This is a genomic window from Leucobacter sp. NPDC015123 (assembly GCF_043080205.1).
GTDB lineage: Bacteria > Actinomycetota > Actinomycetes > Actinomycetales > Microbacteriaceae > Leucobacter > Leucobacter aridicollis_A.
On record NZ_JBIBVH010000001.1, the window covers coordinates 496,664 to 516,232 of the forward strand.

At 66.8% G+C, this 19,569-nt stretch carries 17 protein-coding genes; 7 read left to right on the forward strand and 10 right to left on the reverse strand.

Annotated features, from left to right (window positions below; genetic code table 11):
* Window positions 1–5: 5 nt before the first annotated feature.
* The 4 genes from ACF07D_RS02255 to ACF07D_RS02270 are packed head-to-tail and all read right to left on the reverse strand — an operon-like array spanning window position 6 to window position 3,578.
* Window positions 6–995 carry a CPBP family intramembrane glutamic endopeptidase gene (locus tag ACF07D_RS02255; protein WP_391503716.1) on the reverse strand — a complete coding sequence of 330 codons (990 nt, stop codon included), beginning with the start codon at window positions 993–995 and terminating at the stop codon, window positions 6–8.
* Window positions 992–2,065, reverse strand: a complete 1,074-nt coding sequence (locus ACF07D_RS02260) for a DUF1648 domain-containing protein (RefSeq protein WP_391503717.1) — start codon at window positions 2,063–2,065, stop codon at window positions 992–994. The genes ACF07D_RS02255 and ACF07D_RS02260 overlap by 4 nt, the downstream gene beginning before the upstream one ends.
* On the reverse strand, window positions 2,062–3,165 hold the full coding sequence (locus tag ACF07D_RS02265) for a DUF1648 domain-containing protein (protein ID WP_391503718.1): 1,104 nt from the start codon (window positions 3,163–3,165) through the stop codon (window positions 2,062–2,064). Before ACF07D_RS02265 ends, ACF07D_RS02260 begins: the two co-directional genes overlap by 4 nt.
* Window positions 3,162–3,578, reverse strand: a complete 417-nt coding sequence (locus ACF07D_RS02270; protein WP_391503719.1) for a GntR family transcriptional regulator — start codon at window positions 3,576–3,578, stop codon at window positions 3,162–3,164. The genes ACF07D_RS02265 and ACF07D_RS02270 overlap by 4 nt, the downstream gene beginning before the upstream one ends.
* Window positions 3,579–3,624: 46 nt before the next feature.
* Here ACF07D_RS02270 and ACF07D_RS02275 point away from each other — a divergent pair, with 46 nt between their 5' ends.
* Complete coding sequence (locus ACF07D_RS02275) at window positions 3,625–4,815, forward strand: PQQ-dependent sugar dehydrogenase (RefSeq protein WP_391503720.1); 1,191 nt, start codon at window positions 3,625–3,627, stop codon at window positions 4,813–4,815.
* A 230-nt stretch (window positions 4,816–5,045) separates the two neighbouring features.
* Here ACF07D_RS02275 and ACF07D_RS02280 read toward each other — a convergent pair whose 3' ends face one another.
* Together ACF07D_RS02280 and ACF07D_RS02285 are read right to left on the reverse strand one after the other, a co-directional pair.
* Window positions 5,046–6,209 (reverse strand): acyl-CoA dehydrogenase family protein, encoded by a 1,164-nt coding sequence (locus tag ACF07D_RS02280; RefSeq protein WP_119283164.1) that lies wholly within the window; start codon window positions 6,207–6,209, stop codon window positions 5,046–5,048.
* Window positions 6,210–6,242: 33 nt separating this feature from the next.
* Entirely contained in the window at window positions 6,243–7,415 is a 1,173-nt protein-coding gene (locus ACF07D_RS02285) for a CaiB/BaiF CoA transferase family protein (protein ID WP_391503721.1), read from the reverse strand.
* 83 nt (window positions 7,416–7,498) lie between these two features.
* Here ACF07D_RS02285 and ACF07D_RS02290 point away from each other — a divergent pair, with 83 nt between their 5' ends.
* On the forward strand, window positions 7,499–8,968 hold the full coding sequence (locus ACF07D_RS02290) for a PucR family transcriptional regulator (protein ID WP_391503722.1): 1,470 nt from the start codon (window positions 7,499–7,501) through the stop codon (window positions 8,966–8,968).
* A gap of 11 nt (window positions 8,969–8,979) precedes the next feature.
* Here ACF07D_RS02290 and ACF07D_RS02295 read toward each other — a convergent pair whose 3' ends face one another.
* From ACF07D_RS02295 to ACF07D_RS02305, 3 genes are all read right to left on the reverse strand, one after another.
* Window positions 8,980–9,483, reverse strand: coding sequence for a phosphoribosyltransferase (locus ACF07D_RS02295; RefSeq protein WP_391503723.1), 504 nt, complete (start codon window positions 9,481–9,483; stop codon window positions 8,980–8,982).
* 84 nt (window positions 9,484–9,567) lie between these two features.
* Window positions 9,568–10,473 carry an aldo/keto reductase family oxidoreductase gene (locus ACF07D_RS02300; RefSeq protein ID WP_391503724.1) on the reverse strand — a complete coding sequence of 302 codons (906 nt, stop codon included), beginning with the start codon at window positions 10,471–10,473 and terminating at the stop codon, window positions 9,568–9,570.
* 121 nt (window positions 10,474–10,594) lie between these two features.
* Window positions 10,595–12,379, reverse strand: a complete 1,785-nt coding sequence (locus ACF07D_RS02305; RefSeq protein ID WP_391503725.1) for a 2-isopropylmalate synthase — start codon at window positions 12,377–12,379, stop codon at window positions 10,595–10,597.
* Between the two features lie 194 nt (window positions 12,380–12,573).
* On the opposite strand from ACF07D_RS02305, the gene ACF07D_RS02310 reads away from it, so the two are divergent.
* Together ACF07D_RS02310 and ACF07D_RS02315 are read left to right on the forward strand one after the other, a co-directional pair.
* A complete protein-coding gene (locus ACF07D_RS02310) occupies window positions 12,574–13,326 on the forward strand; it encodes a FadR/GntR family transcriptional regulator (protein WP_119283170.1) in 753 nt (250 codons plus the stop codon).
* Entirely contained in the window at window positions 13,323–14,117 is a 795-nt protein-coding gene (locus ACF07D_RS02315) for an ATP-binding cassette domain-containing protein (protein WP_119283171.1), read from the forward strand. The genes ACF07D_RS02310 and ACF07D_RS02315 overlap by 4 nt, the downstream gene beginning before the upstream one ends.
* Before the next feature lie 415 nt (window positions 14,118–14,532).
* On the opposite strand, the gene ACF07D_RS02320 is transcribed toward ACF07D_RS02315, so the two are convergent.
* Window positions 14,533–17,112 (reverse strand): MMPL family transporter, encoded by a 2,580-nt coding sequence (locus tag ACF07D_RS02320; RefSeq protein ID WP_391503726.1) that lies wholly within the window; start codon window positions 17,110–17,112, stop codon window positions 14,533–14,535.
* Window positions 17,113–17,220: 108 nt separating this feature from the next.
* On the opposite strand from ACF07D_RS02320, the gene ACF07D_RS02325 reads away from it, so the two are divergent.
* From ACF07D_RS02325 to ACF07D_RS02335, 3 genes are all read left to right on the forward strand, one after another.
* Entirely contained in the window at window positions 17,221–17,916 is a 696-nt protein-coding gene (locus tag ACF07D_RS02325; protein WP_391503727.1) for a TetR/AcrR family transcriptional regulator, read from the forward strand.
* Window positions 17,917–18,013: 97 nt separating this feature from the next.
* The gene (locus ACF07D_RS02330) at window positions 18,014–18,469 is read left to right on the forward strand and encodes a carboxymuconolactone decarboxylase family protein (RefSeq protein WP_119283174.1); all 456 of its coding nucleotides are present in this window, start codon (window positions 18,014–18,016) and stop codon (window positions 18,467–18,469) included.
* A 4-nt stretch (window positions 18,470–18,473) separates the two neighbouring features.
* Window positions 18,474–19,547 (forward strand): NAD(P)-binding domain-containing protein, encoded by a 1,074-nt coding sequence (locus tag ACF07D_RS02335; protein WP_391503728.1) that lies wholly within the window; start codon window positions 18,474–18,476, stop codon window positions 19,545–19,547.
* Window positions 19,548–19,569 lie beyond the last annotated feature (22 nt).

Below are 19,569 nucleotides of genomic sequence, written 5' to 3' on the forward strand. Positions count from 1 at the left end.
AGGCCCTAGCGCCGCGGCGGCGCCAGGCTCGGCTGCTTGCCGAACTGGCCCGTCGCGATGAGCACAATAATCACGACAGCTGCGACGATCCACCCAGAAACACCAAGCGGGTTCACGAGCGGCATCGGCAGCGGCGCCCCGGCAGCCGTAAACACCAGACACACGGCGCCGACCCCGTTCAGCGCGCCGTGCGCGATCACCGCTGGCCAGACCGAAGCGCTGCGCAGGCGAAGCCAGCCGAACAGGATTCCCCAGAACACGCAGCCGATTGTCATGAGCGCGACGCCGCGCCAATCGAGCAGGCCAAAATTGTGGCCGAGCAAAGTGACCGGAGCGTGCCAGATTCCCCAGATCACGCCGCTGACGAGCAGCGCAGGCCAGGTCCCCAGGGGCCGCAGTGCCGGAAGCAGCCAACCGCGCCAGCCGATCTCCTCGCCGAACGCGGGCAGCAGATTGATGAGGCCGGCAAATGGAATCATCGCGAGCTGCGTCAGCATCACGGTGCGCGCGAGCTCTGGCGGTGTGCCCGCGCTCGCGAGCGTCGCCGCGAACCCCGAGAGCTCAGCGAAGTCAGGGGTAAACCAGCCAAGCATCGTCGCAACACCGAGCGCCAAGGCAACAATCACGATCGGCCCGAAGTTGCCGAGCACGATGAACCAGACCACACGCTTCGCAGGGCGCAGCGGCCACAGACCGAGGAATCTCGCTTTTCCCCGCCTCGGGGTCTTCAGCACGAAGACGACAACCAACATCGCGACCGCAGGGGTGAACATCATCACCGACGGGAGCAGCTGCAGCATCATCTGCGTGCCGAGCGGCAGGCTCACGGCTGCGACGGGGTCGAGGCGCCACATCGGGAGCATGACAAGCCACGCGAGCCCCCATGCGAGCACCACAAAAACCGCCACGGCGACCCACGGAACGCGCGCGAGCGGCTCGGCGGGAGAGGGTTGAACTTGTGTCGGTTGTGAGCCTTCGCTCGGCTGCTGAGTCATTGCGTATCTCCTTCGATAGATCCTGTTCCGTCGGTTGCTCCACCTGCCGGGGTGTCCCGCGCGGCCGCCGCTGCGGCGGCAAGCACTGATGCTGCGTCCTCCGCACCCGCAAGTGTCGCGACGAGCACCTTGCCGTTGCTGCGACCGATCACGAGCCCTTCCCCGCCGCGCGGCACCAGTCCCGTTCGCCCACCGGCGAAGCGAAGCCCCCAACCACCAAACTCGCCAAGCGGCTCGATCTGCGCCGTAACAACGTCGGTGACGTCACCCGCCGCGATCTTGAAGACCGGCCAGCCAACCATTGAACGCGCCTCGAACCCCTCCGGCCCGATCCGCACATTGAACCACATACACATCACCGTCGATGCAGCGACGACAGCCAGCGTGCCGAGGCCGATCCACCCGGCAAGTGGCTCGATCGTGAACATCCAGACCGCCAGCACCGCGAGCAGCACGTTGACGACCCCGACTCCCCACGACACCCCGCGCGACGGGCTGATCGCGCCCACCCAGACCGCACGCTCTGCGGCCCCAAGCGAGAGGGCGTCTGCGGTCGGCTCTCCGTCTTCGGGCTCGACGCGCAGACTCGGTTGGAGGAAGTACGCCGCGGCGGCGGCAGCAGCGCCCGCGACCCAGCCACCGATCAACCACCCAAGTGTCGATCCGGTCTCGCGCGCGTCGGCCGCGTCAAGTTGCACCCACGCGACACCGAGGGCGTTGATCTGCAACGACACCACCATGCCGAGGGTGAAGGCGGGCATCCAGCGATTCGCCGCGGCCCAGGTGCGCGTCGCACCGTCGGCGTCCCTCAGCCGCAGCTGAAACCGCTGGAGGGGAGGCAGGAGCATGACCCCGATGCAGATGCAGGCAAACATCACCACGTTCGTCCACGGCGCCCCGAAACCATCCGGGAGGCCGGAGGGCCCCCAGTGCGTTGCGACGGGATCAGGCATCCGCGGGAGCCAGGCCAGCTGGATCGCGAGGGCCGTGCCGAGCACAAGCGCCGGCACGAACGTCCCGGCCCACAGGGCGGCGCGCTTCGCGCGGTCGAGCTCGAGTTGGGGGGTCATTTCGTGCCTTTCCCGTCTTTCTCGTCAGGTTCGCCCGGCCATGCACGAGCCTCGCGTGCGGCCGTGGCGAGCGCGGCTGCCGCGGACTCGGCGTCGTCGATCGTCACGACAACTGGGCGACCCTTTCGCCTGGAGAGTCTGATTCCCTCGCCAGTGCGCATCACGATGCCGACTTTCCCGTCGACCGAGAGTCGCCAGCCCCAACCCCCGAACTCAGCAAACGGGTGAATCTCGCCAACCTCCACGTCGGCAATATCGGCCGCTGGCACGCGCAGCGCCGGCCAGCCGAGAAACGACCGGGCCTCGAAACCGCGGTCGTCGATCTGCACGTTGAACCGCATGCACAGCACCGTCAGCGCGAGCACCACCAGCAGCGAGACGCTCACGATTGTGATCGCAACTGGTTCCGCTGGGCGAATCCCCGCTACGAGGATCAGGCTTGCGACGAGCACAATGAGCGCCGACCCCATGACCCAGAGGTAGGTTCGAGTCACCCCGGTCGACCCGATCCAGGCGACGCGCTCGGCGGGGGCGAGTTCGAGCGGATTCCCAGCCTCTGCCTCAGTAGCCGCGGCGATCCGTACCCGCGGCTGCACAAGGTAACCGAGCCCGGCCGCGACGATGCCAACGATCGCCGGCATGAGGGGCACGGCGAGGTTTGGCTCGAGCTGCCTGGCGTCGGGGAGGTCGAGCTGGATCGCCGTGGTGATGATGTTGAGCGAGGAGATGGCAGCCGCGGCTCCGAGCCCGATCGCCGGAATGAGACGGTTGACCGGCCCCCAGAGTTCACCCCCGGGGCGAGCCCGACCCTGGAGGTACTGCAGCCGCGTCGAGAAATACGTTGCGGCGATGAGGAGGCCCGCGAGCGGGAAAACGATCAGGCCGACCGCGGGACTGCCAAAGCCGTCCGCGACACCAGCGCCGTTCCAGTGCACCGCCATCGGGTTAGGCAGCCGCGGGAGCCACGCGAGCGTCACAATTGTGCCGACGATGACGAGACCTACTGGGACAACGAGCCCCACGATGCGCGCGGCTACACGTGCGCGCTGCAGGTCGGGCTGCGCCTCGGGCGCTGGCTGGACGGGATCGGTGTCTGTCATGCGGCGGTCTGCTCCTGTGAAAACGTCAGCGGAATCGGTGCGCGGCCAGCCGGCGGCGCACCATCGGGGTCGGCGTGCACGACGAGCGCGGCAAGGGTGACCTGGCTTACCCCAAGCTGACTGGCCCGCTCGACGAGCTCGCGGACCTCGCCAGAGAGCTCGACGAGCGTGCTAGCGAGTGACGTGACGACGGCGCCTCGACCGCGCCGCAGGTCAACGAGCCGTTCGTCACGCAGCTGCTGGTAGGCCCGCAGCACGGTGTGCACGTTGATATTCAAGGCGTCGGCCAGCCGCTTCGCTGCGGGCAGCGCGGTGCCGACTCCAACCTTCCCGGCTGCGATATCGGCGCGAATAGAATCGGCGATCTGCTCGTAGATCGCGCGTTCGTTCGCCTCGTCAATACGAATCAGCATGCGCGCTCCCTTCGTCAATAACTCTACTTGAGCTAGAACAATGTGTGTGGCTCGATTCACCAAGATCAACTACCGTGAGTTGTGGGAGGTCTCTATGAACCGTTCGACCCGTTCGCTCAACTCCGCAGCCGTCGCACTGACCGCCGGTGCCGTCGCGGCGCTCCTCAGTCTCGCCGGGTGCGCCGCCGAGCAGCCAACGGAGACTCCGGAGTCACCGAGCCCCGCGCCGACGACTGCGCCCCCAACTGAGGAGCCGAGCGAGCCACTCGGCCCGAGGCAGTCGACGACCGGCCTCGCCGCACCGTGGTCGATCGCCTACGTCGAGAACTCTGCGCTCGTGAGTGAGCGCGACTCTGGCAAGCTCATCGAGCTCACCGAGGACGGGGCCAGCCGCGAAATCGCCACAATCCCCGGCGTCGTGCATGGCGGCGAGGGCGGCCTCCTTGGCATCGCGGTGTCGCCAGCATCTGAGGGCACCCAGCCTGAGTTTCTGTACGCGTACTCGACGGCGAGCTCTGGCAACCGAGTGCAGCGATTCCCGCTCACAGGCACTCCAGGCTCGCTCACGATCGGCGAGGCGACGCCCATCGTCGAGGGCCTCCCGAGCGCCACGTCGCACAACGGTGGCAGGATCGCGTTTGGCCCAGACGGAATGCTCTACGTCACCGTCGGCGATGCCTCGCAACCGTGGCTGTCGCAGGACCTCGACAGCCTCGCTGGCAAGATCCTTCGACTCACGCCAGACGGCGGGGTACCCGACGACAATCCATTCGAGGGCTCACCCGTCTACACTTACGGGCACCGCAACCCGCAGGGGATCGCGTGGGCGGCTGACGGCACAATGTATTCAAGCGAGTTCGGGCAAGACACCTGGGACGAGCTCAACGTCATCACCGCCGGCTCGAACTATGGTTGGCCCGAGGTCGAAGGCATCGCTGGTAACGACCGCTATGTCGACCCCGTGCAACAGTGGACACCCGCCGAGGCGAGCCCGAGCGGCATCGCCATCACGAACGACACAATCTACATCGCGAATCTCCGTGGCCAGCGCGTGCGAACGGTGCCGCTCTCAGACCTGACGACGAGCTCCGATCACTTCGTGGAGGAGTACGGCCGCATCCGCGACGTCACCGTCTCTCCCGACGGCAAGCTCTGGCTGCTGAGCAACAATACTGACGGCCGGGTCGAGCCGCGCGCCGGCGACGATCGCTTCATCGACTCCGGTCTCGTGAAGTAGGGGCCTACCACCCCACCGGCCCCAAACCGCACTCCCCCGCCACCCCACCGGCCCCACGCAATGTGATCTGCACTTCGCATGCAGCCCAGGCAAGCTTCGGGCATTGGAACCGTCGATCCAATTGGCAACGTTCGACTATCCCCCGCCACAGCGCCAATGCCGGGTACCTCGACACGAAAACGCACAGCGCCCGTCGCCCCCGAGGGGCGACGGGCGCCTGCAGCGTCAGACTAGAACGCAGCGATACCTGTCAGCTCACGCCCGATGACAAGCTGGTGTACCTCATCGGTGCCCTCGTAGGTGCGCACCGACTCGAGGTTTGCCATGTGGCGCATCACCGGGAAGTCCGAGGTGATGCCATCGCCTCCGAGGATCGAGCGGCACTGGCCCGCAATCTTGATGGCCTCGCGAACGTTGTTCAGCTTGCCAACGGAGATCTGCCCGTAGGTGAGCGTCCCTGCATCCTTCAGGCGACCGAGGTGCAGCGCGAGCAGCATGCCCTTTTCGTACTCAACGAACATGTCGGCGAGCTGCGCCTGGATGATCTGCTTCGAGCCGATCGGGGCACCGAACACCTCGCGCGTCTGCGAACGCTCAACTGCCGCCTCGAGACACGAGCGGGCAGCGCCCATGACACCCCAGGCAATACCGTAGCGAGCCTCGTTCAGGCACTTGAATGGCGCCGACAGCCCCTTGGCTCCAGGGAGGATCGCGTCTGCAGGCAGTCGCACATCGGTGAGCTCGATCTCAGTCTGCAGCGACGCGCGCATCGACAGCTTGTTCTCGATCGCGGTCGCCTTGAAGCCCTCGGTCTCGGTCGGCACGACGAAGCCGCGCACGACGCCCTCCTCGTCCTTCGCCCAGATCACGCCGACCTGTGCGATCGTTGCGAGGCCGATCCAACGCTTTTTGCCGTTGAGCACCCACTGGTCGCCGTCGCGGCGTGCCTGGGTGAGCATCGTGTTGGGGTCGGAGCCGCCCTGCGGCTCGGTCAGACCGAAGAAGCCGACAGCCTCGCCGCGGCCCATCGCCGGGAGCCAGCGCTGCTTCTGCTCTTCCGAGCCGAACTTGTAGATGGCGCCCATCGCGAGCGATCCCTGCACCGAAAGTGCGGTGCGAAAACCTGAGTCAGCGGCCTCAAACTCCATCGCTACGAGACCGTATGCAACGGACGACGCCCCGCGGAGGCCGTAGCCGTTCATGTACATGCCAAACGCGCCGAACTCGCCGACCTCGGGCAGCAGCTCGACGGGGAGCCTGCGATCCTCGAACGCCTGGTCGATGATCGGATTGATCTTGGTCTGTGCGAATTCGCGGGCCTTGAGCTGCCACTCGCGCTCTTCTTCGGTAACGAAGTCGGCGACGTTGAACAGCTGGTCAATCGTGGTTGTCATGAGTTTCCTTTGTTCGTGGGGGTGCAGCAGAAATTAGCGTGAGAGCCAGGTCGCGCCCTGGTGTTCGCCGACCCCGGGAGGTGGCGAGGTATAGCGAGCAGGCGTCTCTGAGAAGTGGATGGGTGCAGCGATGGAGCGAAGAGTATGCTCCGTGCCATCGGGCGCGACGCCAGTTGTCTCGGCAACGGTGTTCAGGCCGAGAGACTCTGCGAGCTCGATCGCCTGCGCAATCGTATTCACCCTGCCCGCAGGAATGTTCGCCGCGGTGAACGCAGTAATCCACTCATCTGCGTTGCGCGAGCGAAGCCGATCCTCAAGGGCTGCGCGCAGCGCGACACGGTTCGCAACCCTGGCGGGATTGTTTGCAAACCGCTCGTCGGTCGCGAGCCCCGGAACGCCGAGCACCTCGCAGAGCCTTGCAAACTGACCGTCAGTGCCCACGGCGAGCGCGACGGATTGATCGGCGGCGTGAAACGTCTCGTAGGGCGCGATCGAGGGGTGGGCGTTGCCCATCCGCTGAGGCGACGTCCCGGTCTCAAGTGTCGATGAGGCCTGATTCGCGAGGGCCGACAGCAGCGATCCAAGGAGCGTCACCTTGACGTGCTGGCCGCGGCCAGTGCCGCCCTCCGAGTCGCGGGCGCGAAGCGCGGCCTGAATACCGATAACCGCGTTAAGACCAGTGAGGATGTCGACGAGCGCGACGCCAACCTTGGTCGGCTCACCGCCGGCATCGTCGGCCTGACCGGTGATGCTCATGAGCCCACCGACGGCCTGCACGAGCAGGTCGTAGCCGGGCAGATCGCGACCCTCAGCGTCACCGAAGCCCGAGATCGAGCAGTACACGACGCCAGGATTGGCTGCGGCGAGCGCCTCGTAGCTCAGCCCAAACTTGTCCATCGTGCCTGGCTTGAAGTTCTCGATAACGACGTCGGCCGTCGTCGCGAGCTCGGTCGCGAGCGCGATGCCTTCCTCACTGCGAAGGTCGCAGACGACCGAGCGCTTGCCACGGTTGACCCCCGCGAAGTAGGTGCTTTGCCCGATCGCGTTTGTTGGCGGGGACCACTGCCTGGTGCCATCGCCCTCGGGGCTCTCGATCTTGATGACGTCTGCACCAAAATCAGCCAACAGCATCGTTGCGTGCGGGCCCGCGAGCACTCGAGAGAAGTCTGCGACTCGAATGCCGGCGAGCGGACCTGAGGTTGTCATACTTCAACTGTAGGTGAATCACCAGAACCCATGGGGCAAAACCTGCACACTCTTTGCATTCAATACTGTGCGAGAATGACACCATGGCGACGCTCTCCCAACTGCTCGAATTGCCCGATCTCGGCCTCACACTGCTGCAGGCGGGACAGGGAGACCCAGAGCTCAGTTGGGCCTCAATCACCGAGTTGCTGACGCTCAGCGACTACCTCGAGGGTGGCGAGATCATCATGACGACTGGCCTCTCCCTCAGTGCTGACGACCCAGGCTGGCTCGACTTCGTCGCGGGCCTCAGCCGGGCCCGCATCGCCGCCATCGGCTTCGGTGTTGGCGTTAACCACGAGACAGTGCCCACGCCCCTGCTCCGCGCGGCGAGCACCTACCGTGTCGCCCTGTTCGAGATCCCGCTGCCAGTGCCGTTCATTGCCGTGACCAAGGCTGTCGCCGGCCTCATGCGCTCCGACGAGCTGCGTGCCGCCCGCTCGGCGCTGCAGGTGCAGCTGCGCCTCCTCGACAGCGCGCGGGGAGCGCAAGATCCGGCGGAGGTGCTCGCAAGCATCTCGCAGGCAACCGGCCGACAGCTTGCGCTCATCGCCGGTGCCGACCGGGTGCTCGCAAGCACGCAAGGATTCCATCCAGACGGCGCCGAACTCGTCGCACTCGACACCGAGGGAAACCTCAGGCTCGCCATCGCAGGATCCGGGCCCCTCACGCCCGAGGGCAGCTCAGTGATCGCCGCGGGCGCGATGGCACTCGGGTTCAGCGTGCGCAGCGATCGAGCGACAGACCGCGCCGAACGTGAGCGTTGGGAGCTACTCACGGGCAAGATCCTGAGTGGTGAGTTCCCCGCCGAAACCGCCGAAGTGCTCTCCCCCGGGCTCGTGATGCCCACGACGCTGCGTGCCGTCGCGGTGCAGGGCTCCCCAGAAGACATCTCAGCCTGGCGCACCGAACCCCGCCTGGGCCTCGACAGGCTCATCACCTCAACCGAAGAGCTGCCTGGCGGGCTCGCGCAAGCGTGGCAGATCGTCGACGGCGCGCACCCCGATCCAGCGATCACACGCACGGTGCAGCACGGGCTCGACCTCGTCGTCGGAAGGGAAGTCGACAGCGGCAGCGTCCCCGTGAGCGCGCGCTCCGCGGCGTCGCGCATCAGCGACCTGCCCGGCCGCGCAGCGCTCTACGCAGAACCCCGGCGCGCGCAGGTCATCCGGGTCGACCGTGACGCCCCATTCCTCGAGGCAGTACTCAGCCTGGGGGCCGCAGGGAAACCCGCCGCGGCGGGACTCAGCCGTGAGGTGCTAGGGCCACTCTCGGCAGCGGGAGCCGGTGGCGACGCATCTCCCGAGGCGGACCGCGAGCTCCTCTGCGAGACGCTCGACGCGCTCTTCGAGTCAGACGGCCAGCGGGGACCCGCAGCCGCAGCCCTCGGCATTCACCGCAACACGCTTCGCGACAGGGTCACACGCATCGAACGGCTCACGGGGAGATCGCTTTCAAGCGCCGCAGACCGCGCGGAGCTCTGGTTCGCGCTGCGCGCCGACGAGCTGCTGTAACGCGCTGCGGGCTATGCGCTCCGCTCGGCGGCGTTCGCGTCTTCCTCGATGACCGAGCCATCAGCCGACCACGGGAAGTCGATCCACTTGTCGGTTGCCTTCCACGCATAGTCGGGTGCGATGACCGTTGACGGCTTTGTGTAGATCGTGACCGAACGCACGTCGGCGCCCTCGGCAACGAGCAGCTCGACCGCGAGCTTCAGCGTGCGCCCCGAGTCAGCAACGTCGTCTACGAGAAGCACGCGGCGGCCCTTGAGATAGCCCATATCGAGTTCAGGTGGCAGCACCTCAGGGTTGTCGAGCACTGTGCCAATTCCTGTGTAGAACTCGACGTTCAGCGCGCCGCAGTTTTTCGCCCCGAGGCCGTACGCGATCGCGCCAGCCGGAAGCAGCCCGCCCCTGGCGATCGCGACAACGACCTCGGGGACGAAATCGTCGGCGACAACCTGGCGCGAAAGTTCACGGGTCGCAGCCCCGAATCCGTCCCAGGTGAGTACTTCGCGTTCGGCGGTCATGTGGGGCTCCCTCAGTTCGTGCGGATGCGGCGTCGTGCGCTGCCGTAAGGCAAGCAGTTTACCCGGCTTCGTCGAGCGTCTCCGTTAGGGCACCTCGTAACCCGCCGCCACAAACAGCTCGTACCACTCGGCCCGGCTGAGCACGATGCCCGCGCCTGCGACAGCCTCCGCGACGCGGCTTGCTTTCGTCGTTCCGAGCACGACGCGCATGCGGGCCGGGTGACGGGTGATCCACGCCGTTGCGATCGCAGTTGGCGTCGTCTGGCGTTCTGAGGCGATGCGGGCGAGCACCGCCTGGAGTTCCCGGAGCCCACCCTGCTCAAAAATCGACCCCGAGAAGAACCCACGCTGGAACGGCGACCACGCTTCAAGGGTGATGCCGTGAATGCGCGCGTATTCAAGCAGGCCACCATCGCGCACTGCCGACTGCTTCAGCCCCTCCATATTGGCTGCGATGCCCTGCGCAACGAGCGCGGCATGACCGAGCCCGAACTGCACCTGGTTCACAGCGATCGGCTGGGTCACCGCGGTTTTCAGCAGTTCAATCTGCTGCGACGTGTGATTCGACACCCCAAACGAGCGCACCTTGCCCGCGGCCTCAAGCTGCGAGAACGCCGACGCGACCTCCTCTGGCTCGACGAGCGTGTCAGGCCGGTGCAGCATGAGCACGTCGAGGTAGTCGGTGCCAAGCGCTGCAAGCGATTCCTCGGCCCTGCGCACAATGTAGTCGGCCGAGAAGTCGAAGCCGCGCCCACCCGGCCTGATGCCACACTTCGTTTGAAGCTCGATCTGCTCCCGCTCTGCAGAGCTCAACTGCAGCGCCTCAGAGAAGCGGCGTTCGCAGCCGTGCTCGCCGCCGCCGTAGATGTCAGCGTGATCGAAGAGCGTCACCCCCGCCTCGCGCGCGCCTGTGTAGAGTTCCCGGATCTCGCCTGCGCTCAAGTTCTCGATCCGCATCATCCCAAGCACAATCCTGCTGGTCTCGCTCATGGCGTCTCCACTTCGTCGTCGGGTGTTACACGCCATGTTACGCGGGGCGGGTTGCGACTGCCGCAACCCGCATTCCCCTGTCCGCGCCGACGACGCACGCCTGCGCGGACAGGGCCTTTCCTCAGGCGCGGGAAGCTGCCGCCATCACCGCAGCGAGCGTCGCCCTGAGCGTCGAACGATCTCGGCCTGCGGCCCACGCTGTCCCACCGGTGTGCCTGAATTCGATGAGGGTGATCGCCTCGCTCGAGTTGCCAGCACCGATGCTGTTTTGATGCAGTTCGAGCACGTCGAGGTCGATGCCGATATCTGCAAGCGCGGCGGTGAGCGCCTCGACTGGCCCAACCCCGAAGTGTTCAGTCACCGCCTCTGCGCCCGCGGCGGAACGCAGCACGACCGCCGTGCGCTCCTCCCCCGCGTCGCCCGTGGTCTCAAACGCCGCAAGCCTCGGCACGGGCCTCACCGCGTCGCCGGCGCCCACGGACGCCTGCGCCGGCGCGCAGTACGCCTCGGTGAAGATCGCCAGGATCTCGGCTGCGGTCACTTCTTCCCCGCTCTCGTCGCTGTGGTGTTGTACTCGCTTGGCGAGGTCGATCTGCAGGCGCCGCGGCAACGTGATCCCGTAGCTGCTCTCGAGGAGGTAGGCGATCCCGCCCTTGCCCGATTGAGAGTTCACCCGGATCACGGCGTCGTAGTTTCGCCCGATATCGGCTGGGTCGATCGGCAGGTACGGTACTCGCCATTCGAGCTCAGCCTCAGGCTCCCCGAGCGCAGCCGCCCGCGCGCGATGCTCAGCGAACCCCTTTTTGATCGCGTCTTGGTGGGTACCGCTGAACGCAGTGTGCACGAGGTCACCGACGTAGGGATGCCGCGGGTGCACTTCAATCCGGTTGCAGTGTTCGACGGTTCGCCGGATCGCGTCGATGTCTGAGAAGTCGATCTTCGGATCGATGCCCTGCGCGTGCAGGTTCAGGGCGAGCGTTGCGATGTCGACGTTGCCCGTTCGCTCGCCGTTCCCGAAGATGCAGCCCTCCACGCGCTGCGCACCCGCGAGCACGGCGAGTTCCGCGCACGCAATGCCCGTTCCGCGGTCGTTGTGCGGGTGCACCGAGAGGATCACGCCGTCGCGCCTGGCGAGGTGGGTGTGCATGTACTCGATCTGATCGGCGTAGACATTCGGGGTCGCGATTTCGACTGTCGCCGGCAGGTTGAGGATCACGGGCCGCTCGGGCCGGGCATCCCATAGCTCGGTGATCGCGTCGCAAACCTCGAGTACGTAGTCGGGCTCGGTGAGATTAAACACTTCGGGGCTGAATTGGAAGCGGACGCCGGGCATATCTCCGGCCAGTTCGAACATGTCGCGGCCGCCCGCGAGTATCAGCTCCTTCAGGGCCTCGCGACTGTGACCGAGCACGGCGTCGCGCCACATGGGCGCGGTTGCTGTGTACATGTGAATCACGACGGGGTTCGAGATGCCCGCGATCGATTCGACTGTGCGCTCGATGAGATCACGCCTCGCTGCGGTGAAGACGACGATGGTGACGTCGTCTGGCGCGATGTCGGTCTCAGCGATGAGCCTGACGAAGTCGAAGTCGGTCTGTGAGGCCGAGGGGTAACCGACCTCGATTTCCTTGTACCCCATGGCGACCATTCGCTCGAAGAAGAGGCGTTTGCGCTCGGGGTCCATCGGTTCGGCGAGCGCCTGGTTCCCGTCGCGCAGGTCCACCGGCACCCACAGTGGGGCCTCAGTCAGGCGCTTCGTCGGCCACTCGCGTGATTCGAGCGGCACGTCGACGCGCGAGAACACGTCGCGGTAGCGGTGAGAAGGCATGCCCGAGGGCTGCTGGCGATTCCAGGCTGCTGTTTGCGGCGCGATCGTCGTTGCGGACTGCGCGGTGAGTGATGTCATTTCGATTTCCTGTCGTGCTGGTACTGATACGACCGGCACACCCGACTCCCCACGGCGGGGAGCCGGTCTGGCTACGCCCCGCCGTGGCGAAGAAGGAGAAGAAATGCTCGAGGAAACATGCGTAGACTGTAACACAACTCCTCAGACAAGTAGCGCACTTTGAGTAGAGTGCGCACCAGACAGATTCGAGAGTCATGGCCCAGGTACAACGATCCTCGCTCGCCGACCAAGCGGCCGACGTACTCCTCAACCGCATCCGCGCGGGCGAGTGGGAACTCGGCGCGAAGCTGCCAGGCGAGACCACGCTCGCCCCGCAGCTCGGCGTCGGCCGCTCGACAGCCCGCGAGGCAATCCGCCAGCTCGCTGGCCTCGGAGTCCTCACGTCCAGGCAAGGGGCTGGCGTCTTCGTCACCGCGCTCGACGTCCGCGATGACTGGGACCTCGTGCTCAGGCGCTCAGACATCCTTGCCGTCATCGAAGCGCGCACCGCGATCGAAGCCGAAAGCGCCGAGCTCGCCGCACACCGCCGCACGCCAGCCGACCTGCGCGCGATCCGGCGCACCCTCGACGCGCGCGCGGAACAGCGCGACGACATCGCGGCGCACGTCGACGCCGACACCGCGTTTCACCGGGCCGTGGTGCAGGCAGCGGGCAACCCGATCCTGCTCGAACTGTTCGACGGATTCACGCCCCGCATCCGCCCCGCAATGATCGAGATGCTGCGCCTGCGCGGCTCATTCGGCAGCAACGATTTCAGCGGCTCACAAGATCACGACCACCACGTCGACCTCGCCGACGCGATCGCGGCCCGTGACGCGGCCCGCGCGGCATCGGTTGCGCGGGCCCACCTGCGCTCCCTCGGCGACGCGCTCACCTCACCGGGATCGGATTCGGGATCCCGAACCACCCCAGCCCAGCCAACATCGAGCCCGGCGGCGGGCCTGTGAGCGCGGGCGAGGTGCTGCGCCTGACCGACGTGAGGTTCGTGCGCGAGGGGCGCACGATCCTGCACGACGTTTCGTTCGGCATCCGGGCTGGCGAGCACTGGGCGCTCATCGGGCCCAACGGGGCTGGCAAGAGCACGATCCTGAGCTTCTGTGGCGCCGAGCATCACCCAACCAGCGGCACCGTCCACGTGCTCGGGAAACAGCTTGGGCGCGTCGAGATCCGCAGGCTGCGCGAGCACATCGGGCACGTCAACCCCCGCCACAAGCTGCGCTCGCCCCTCACCGTGCGCGAGGTCGTGCTCACCGGCGCGACTGGCACGACCGAGCTCATGATGGGGTGGCAGCCAGCCCCCGAGCTCGTCGAGCGAGCGGATTACCTCGCCGACCTCCTTGGGCTCGGCAATCGAACTGAAGTGCGCTGGCCGACAATGTCACAGGGCGAGCGCGGTCGGGCACTGATCGCACGCGCGTTGCTCACCGAGCCGCCATTGCTACTGCTCGATGAGCCGTCGACGGGGCTCGACGTTGCGGCCCGCGAACAGCTTCTCGAAACCGTCGACGATCTCCACACGTCGCACCCAGAGCTCGCCACCGTCCTCGTCACACACCACTTCGAAGAGCTGCCAGCTTCAACGACGCATGCGATGCTCCTCAAAGACGGCACACTGCTCGCAGCCGGCGGCGTCAACGAGACGCTGACGTCAGAGCTCGTATCGGAGAGCTTCGACTACCCGATCGACATCGAGCACAGGGACGGCCGCTGGGCTGCCAGGGTCAGCCGCCGCGGCTAGGTGCGGTCGCCTTTAGGTGCGGTTGCCCAGGGCTTCGGCGCGGCACCGGTTCTTGGTGTGTCGGCTCGGTTCCTGGCCCCTTCCCCTGCTCTTGCCCCTGGGCACGGCCCAGCCCTAGTCCTAGGCCAGCCCCTACCCAGCTCTTACCCGACCTCAACCCCGGCCCGGGCCCCAGCCTCAACCCCGGCCCAAGGCCAGCCCCTCCCCAGCCCTACCCTGCAGACTCCCCCGACCGGGGCCAGCCCCGGCCTCACGCCCCTGAGTTGGCAGTTGTTGTCGCTTGCCGAGTCGGGAAGCGGCAACAACTGCCAGCTCGGAGGTGAGTGGGGGCTGGGAGTGGGGCGGGGCTGGGGACGGGACCGGGGATGGGGCGGGGCGGCCGAGCCGGCCGAGCCCGAGCCGCCAGGCCCCGGTGCTAGTGCTGCAGAGCGTGGCGCCGCTCGAGCGCAGCACCCTCAACATCGACGTTCGGGATGATCTTGTCGAGCCACTTCGGCAGCCACCACGCCCCGCCACCAACGAGGTGCATGAGCGCGGGCACGAGGAGCATCCGCACGATGAAGGCGTCAAACAGCACGCCGAGCGCGAGGCCGAGACCCATGGACTTGATCATCACCGAGTCTGAGGCGATGAATCCGCCGAACACGGCCACCATGATGATGGCCGCCGCCGTCACGACCGTCCGCCCTGCACGGAACCCCTGCGCGACGGCGAGCCGAGCGGGCGCTCCGTGCACGAACGCCTCGCGCATTCCCGTCGCAAGGAACAGCTGGTAGTCCATCGCGAGGCCGAACAGGATCCCGACGAGGATGACCGGCAGGAAGCTCAGAATCGGGCCAGGGTTGTGTACCCCGAGCAGGTCGCCGAACCAGCCCCACTGGAACACTGCGGTGACCGCACCGTAGGTTGCGAACAGCGAGAGCACGAAGCCGCCGGTCGCGATGAGCGGCACGAGGAGCGAGCGGAACACCATCACCATGATGATGAATGAGAGACCGACCACGACCGCGAGATAGAGCGGCAGCACGTCGTTCAGGCCCTCGGAGATGTCGATGTTGATCGCGGCCTGACCGGCGACGCCGAGCGCAGCCTCACCGCTCTCGCCCGAGTCGAGCGTGAAGTTCACTGGCGGCAGCTCGCGGAGCTCACGCACGAGGGCGTCGGTAGACTCACTGTTCGGGCCTTCAGCGGGGATCACCTGGAATGCGGCGAGGCTGTTGTCATCTGAGACAGCGACGGGTGCGACCGCGACGACATCTGCATTCGCTGCGAGCTCGCGGGCGACGGCGGCCTGAGCGCCGAGCACGGCGTCATCGTCAAGGCCGTCGGGGAGATCGGCTGTCACGAGCAGCGTACCGTTCGCGCCTTCGCCAAAGGCCTCATTCGTGAGGGTGTAGGCGGTGTGGGCGCTTGAGCCTGCTGATTCGGATCCGCCGTCGGGCAGCCCAAGGCGCATCGAGAGCGACGGAATCGCGAGGACGAGCAGCACGGCAACGGCAACAACCGCAGTCAGCACGGCCCGCAGGTTCGACATCGGCTTCAGCCCGCGGGACGGTTGCGTTGTCACGGTGCCGTCGAGTACTTCTGGCGCCGGGTGTGCGGCCGCGGCGGCTGCCGCCTCGGCTGTCGCGCGCGCACGGCGCCCGAGGAGCTTGCGCCCTGCGAGGCCGAGGAGCGCGGGTGTCAGCGAGACAGCGATGAGCACCGCGACGGCCACGCTCACGGCACCGGCTGTGCCCATGAGGCCGAGGAATGGGATGCCGCTCACGTTGAGCGCGAGCAGCGCAACGATCACCGTCGCACCGGCAAAGACAACCGCGTTGCCTGCGGTGCCGTTTGCGAGGCCGATCGATTCGACCACGTCGGCACCCTGGAGCAGCTGCTTCCGGTGCCTGTAGAGGATGAAGAGGGAGTAGTCGATACCGACGGCAAGCCCGAGCATGACGCCAAGGATCGGGGTGACTGACGCCATCTGCGTGACGCCAGAGAACGCGAGCGTCGCCATCGCGCCGATGCCGACTCCGACGAGGGCGGTCACGATCGGGAAGGACGCGGCGAGCAGGGAGCCGAGCACGACGACCAGCACGATCGCGGCAATTGCGACGCCGATGGCCTCGCCGACGCCGAGGATCTCGGGGACGCCCTGCGAGATATCGGTTGAGAACGAGACGCCAACCCCCTCGATCGGGTTCGATTCGAAGTGCTCGATAATCGCGTCTTTCGACTCCTGCGGGAGGTCGAGGCGGGGCTCAGTGAATGAGACGTTCACGAGCGCAGTGGCGCCGTCCTCCGAGACGAGACGGATGCCCTCGGCGTACGAGGCGAGTTCTGCACCTGTCTCGAGTCGTGCTTCGTTCTCGTCGAGCGTCGCGAGCCCCTCGGTGAGCTTCTGCTGCTCAGCCTGAAGCTCAGCGCGGCCAGCGTCGAGCTGCGCCTGCTGCGCTTCGAGCGGAGCGAGCTGCGCGGCGAGCATTTCTGCGGGGAGGCCAGCCGCCTCGAGTTGAGCTTTTCCGGCGTCGAGCTGAGCCTGGCCTGCGTTGAGCTGCGCGAGCCCGGCGTCAAGCTGTCGCTGCCCTTGTTCGGCCTGCTCGCGGCCTGCGGCAATCTGTTCCTTGCCGTCCGCAAGCTCGGCGCGTTGATCGGCGAGCTGGCGCTCCGCGTCGAACGGGTCGATGACGTCGGCGACATCTGGGAGGCCCTTCGCTTCTTCGGCGACCCTGACGATTTCGGCCCGCTGGTCGTCGGTGAGCTCCGAGCCGTCGTCGCTGTGAAAGACAACGGTCCCCGAGGCGCCTGCGAAGTCTGGAAGCGAGTCCTGGAGTTCCTCAAGCACCTCCCCCGACGCGGTTCCTGGCACGTCGAAGCTTGAGCTCAGCCCTTTGAAGCCAATCGCGAAGCCTCCGCCTGCAATTCCGAGGATCGCGACCCAGGCGACGATCATTACCCAGGCGCGCCGCGCGGCGAACGTTCCGAGGCGGTGTAGCAGCTCGGCCATAGTGGTCTCCTCAACCCTGGTGCGAGGCGACCGCGGTATCCTGGCCGCCGTCGGCATCGACCAACACCGTAAGATTACACGAACCGTCTCGTCTAGCCTGGAGGATTCATGGTTGCGGCACAGCCGTCCCGTCCCCCGCGTTCCACCGCGGCCGACTCGGGGCCCGAAAATCCGCCCGCCCGCGGGGGTCAGTCGTCGCGCAGCGGCCCCATCAGGAGCGAGGTCGCCAGGCAGGCGATTCTCGCCGCCGCAGTCGAACTCCTCGTCGAGCGCGGATACGACAACCTCACGATCGAGGGCATCGCAGCACGCGCTGGAGTCGGCAAGCAGACGATCTACAGGTGGTGGAAGTCAAAGAGCGCGATCCTCGCTGAGTGCCTCCTCGAAGGCCTCGTGTTTCCCGGCAGGCTCTCGGTTCCCGACACTGGCGACGTGCGGGCCGACCTCGCCACCTGGCTCACCGCGATCGGCGAACTCATCGAGGGTGAGCACGGCGAAGGTCTCGTTCGCTCGCTCATCGCCGCCGCGACCGAGAACGCTGAGGTCGGACGCAGGTTGCGCGACTCAATCTCGGGCTCGGGTGCGCTCTCGGCACGGCTGCGCGCTGGCCGCGGCACCACTCCCCTGCTCGGTGAGGATGCCCCCGTTGACGAGATCGCAGACGCGCTCATCGGCGCCGTTCTTCTGCGCGCGCTTAGCCGGGCAGGCCTCGACCGCCTGGCCGTGGATCGGCTGCTCGTCGCGCTGCTTGGCGCGTCGGAGCTACCGCCTTCTTTCGGGGGCGCGCAGGGCCTGCCCGACTGAATGCACGGGAATACGTGACGCAAGCTTTGCGCTCTGGTTGAGTGGAGGTAGCGCTGTGAGTTCACAACGCTGCACACGTAGGCGAAAGAGGAGCAACATGCGCCCGTATCTCGACAAGGTCGCGCCCCAGGCGTGGAAGGCAGCCGGCGCATACTCGCAGGCCATTGCGCAGGCGGCCGCCGACGGCGGCCTCTCGCTCATCGAGGGCGAACTCATCAAGGTGCGAGCCTCGCAGCTCAACGGGTGCGCGTTTTGCTTGAACTTGCACACTGAAGAAGCGCGCGAGGCCGGTGTTTCCCAGCAGCACCTCGATCTGTTGCCAGCCTGGCGCGAGGCCGACATCTACAGCGAGCGCGAGCGCGCGGTCCTCGCGGTTGCAGAAGCGGCGACTCAACTGCCGCTCACAGAGGAGGCGCAGGCCGATCTATTCGGGGCGCGAACCGTGCTCGGAGACGAGACGTTCGTTGCGGCCGAATGGGTTGCTGCAACGATCAACCTGTTCAACCGCATCTCGATCTTGAGCGAGCACCCAGTGCGCCAACGCAAGGCCTAGCGCGGTGACACAGGCAGACGGAGTCCTTGACAGCATCGTGATCGGGGCTGGCCAGGCTGGCCTCTCGGCGTCGTATCACCTGTCTCGGCTCGGGATCGAGCACGTCGTGCTCGACGCGAACGCGCACCCTGGCGGCGCGTGGCAGCACAGGTGGGACGCACTCACTATGCGCGACGTGCACGGTGTCGCCGAGCTGCCGGGATCCGTTCCCCCACCACTCACCCGAGAGCGTGCAAACAGCGCAATCCCTGGGTACTTCGCGGGCTACGAGGCCGAGCACGAGTTGCCTGTGGTTCGCCCAGTCAAGGTGGAGCGGGTCGAGTCAGGCGACGACGGGATCCTCACCGTGCACGCGGGCGAGCGCTCGTGGCGGGCCCGCACAATTGTGAACGCGACTGGCACGTGGACGCAGCCATTCATCCCCCACTACCCTGGCGCTGAGACGTTTCGCGGCGAACAGTTTCACACCGTCGCCTACCCCGGGCCCGAGCACTTTCGCGGCAAACGCACCCTCGTCGTCGGCGGAGGCGCATCTGCGGTGCAGTTCCTCGGCGCGATCGCCCCGATCACCGACACCGTGTGGGTGACGCGGCGCGAACCCGTGTGGCGCACCGACGATTTCACGCCGGAGGCCGGCATCGCCGCCGTCGCACTCGTCGAGCAGCGCGTCGCCCAGGGGCTTCCGCCCGAGAGCGTGGTGAGCGTCACAGGCCTCGCCCTCCGCGAGCAGGAACGGGAGGCGGAGCGGCTCGGGGCCTACGCGTCACGGCGCCCGATGTTTGAACGCATTGAACAGACCGGTGCGCGCTGGCACGACGGCTCCTTCGAGGCAGTTGACGCGATCATCTGGGCGACGGGGTTTCGGCCCGCAATCGCGCACCTCGCGCCGCTGCAACTGCGCAGCCCGGCGGGTGGCATCCAGCTTGATCGCGAGGGGCGCGGCACCGGGGCCGTCGCGGATGAACGCGTGCAGCTCGTTGGCTATGGGCCGTCTGCGAGCACCATCGGGGCGAATCGCGCCGGCCGGGCTGCAGCCGCTGGGGTGCGTCGGGCGCTCGGGGCCAGGCAGCCTGCGTAGTTGTGGCTGGAGGGCCACGCAG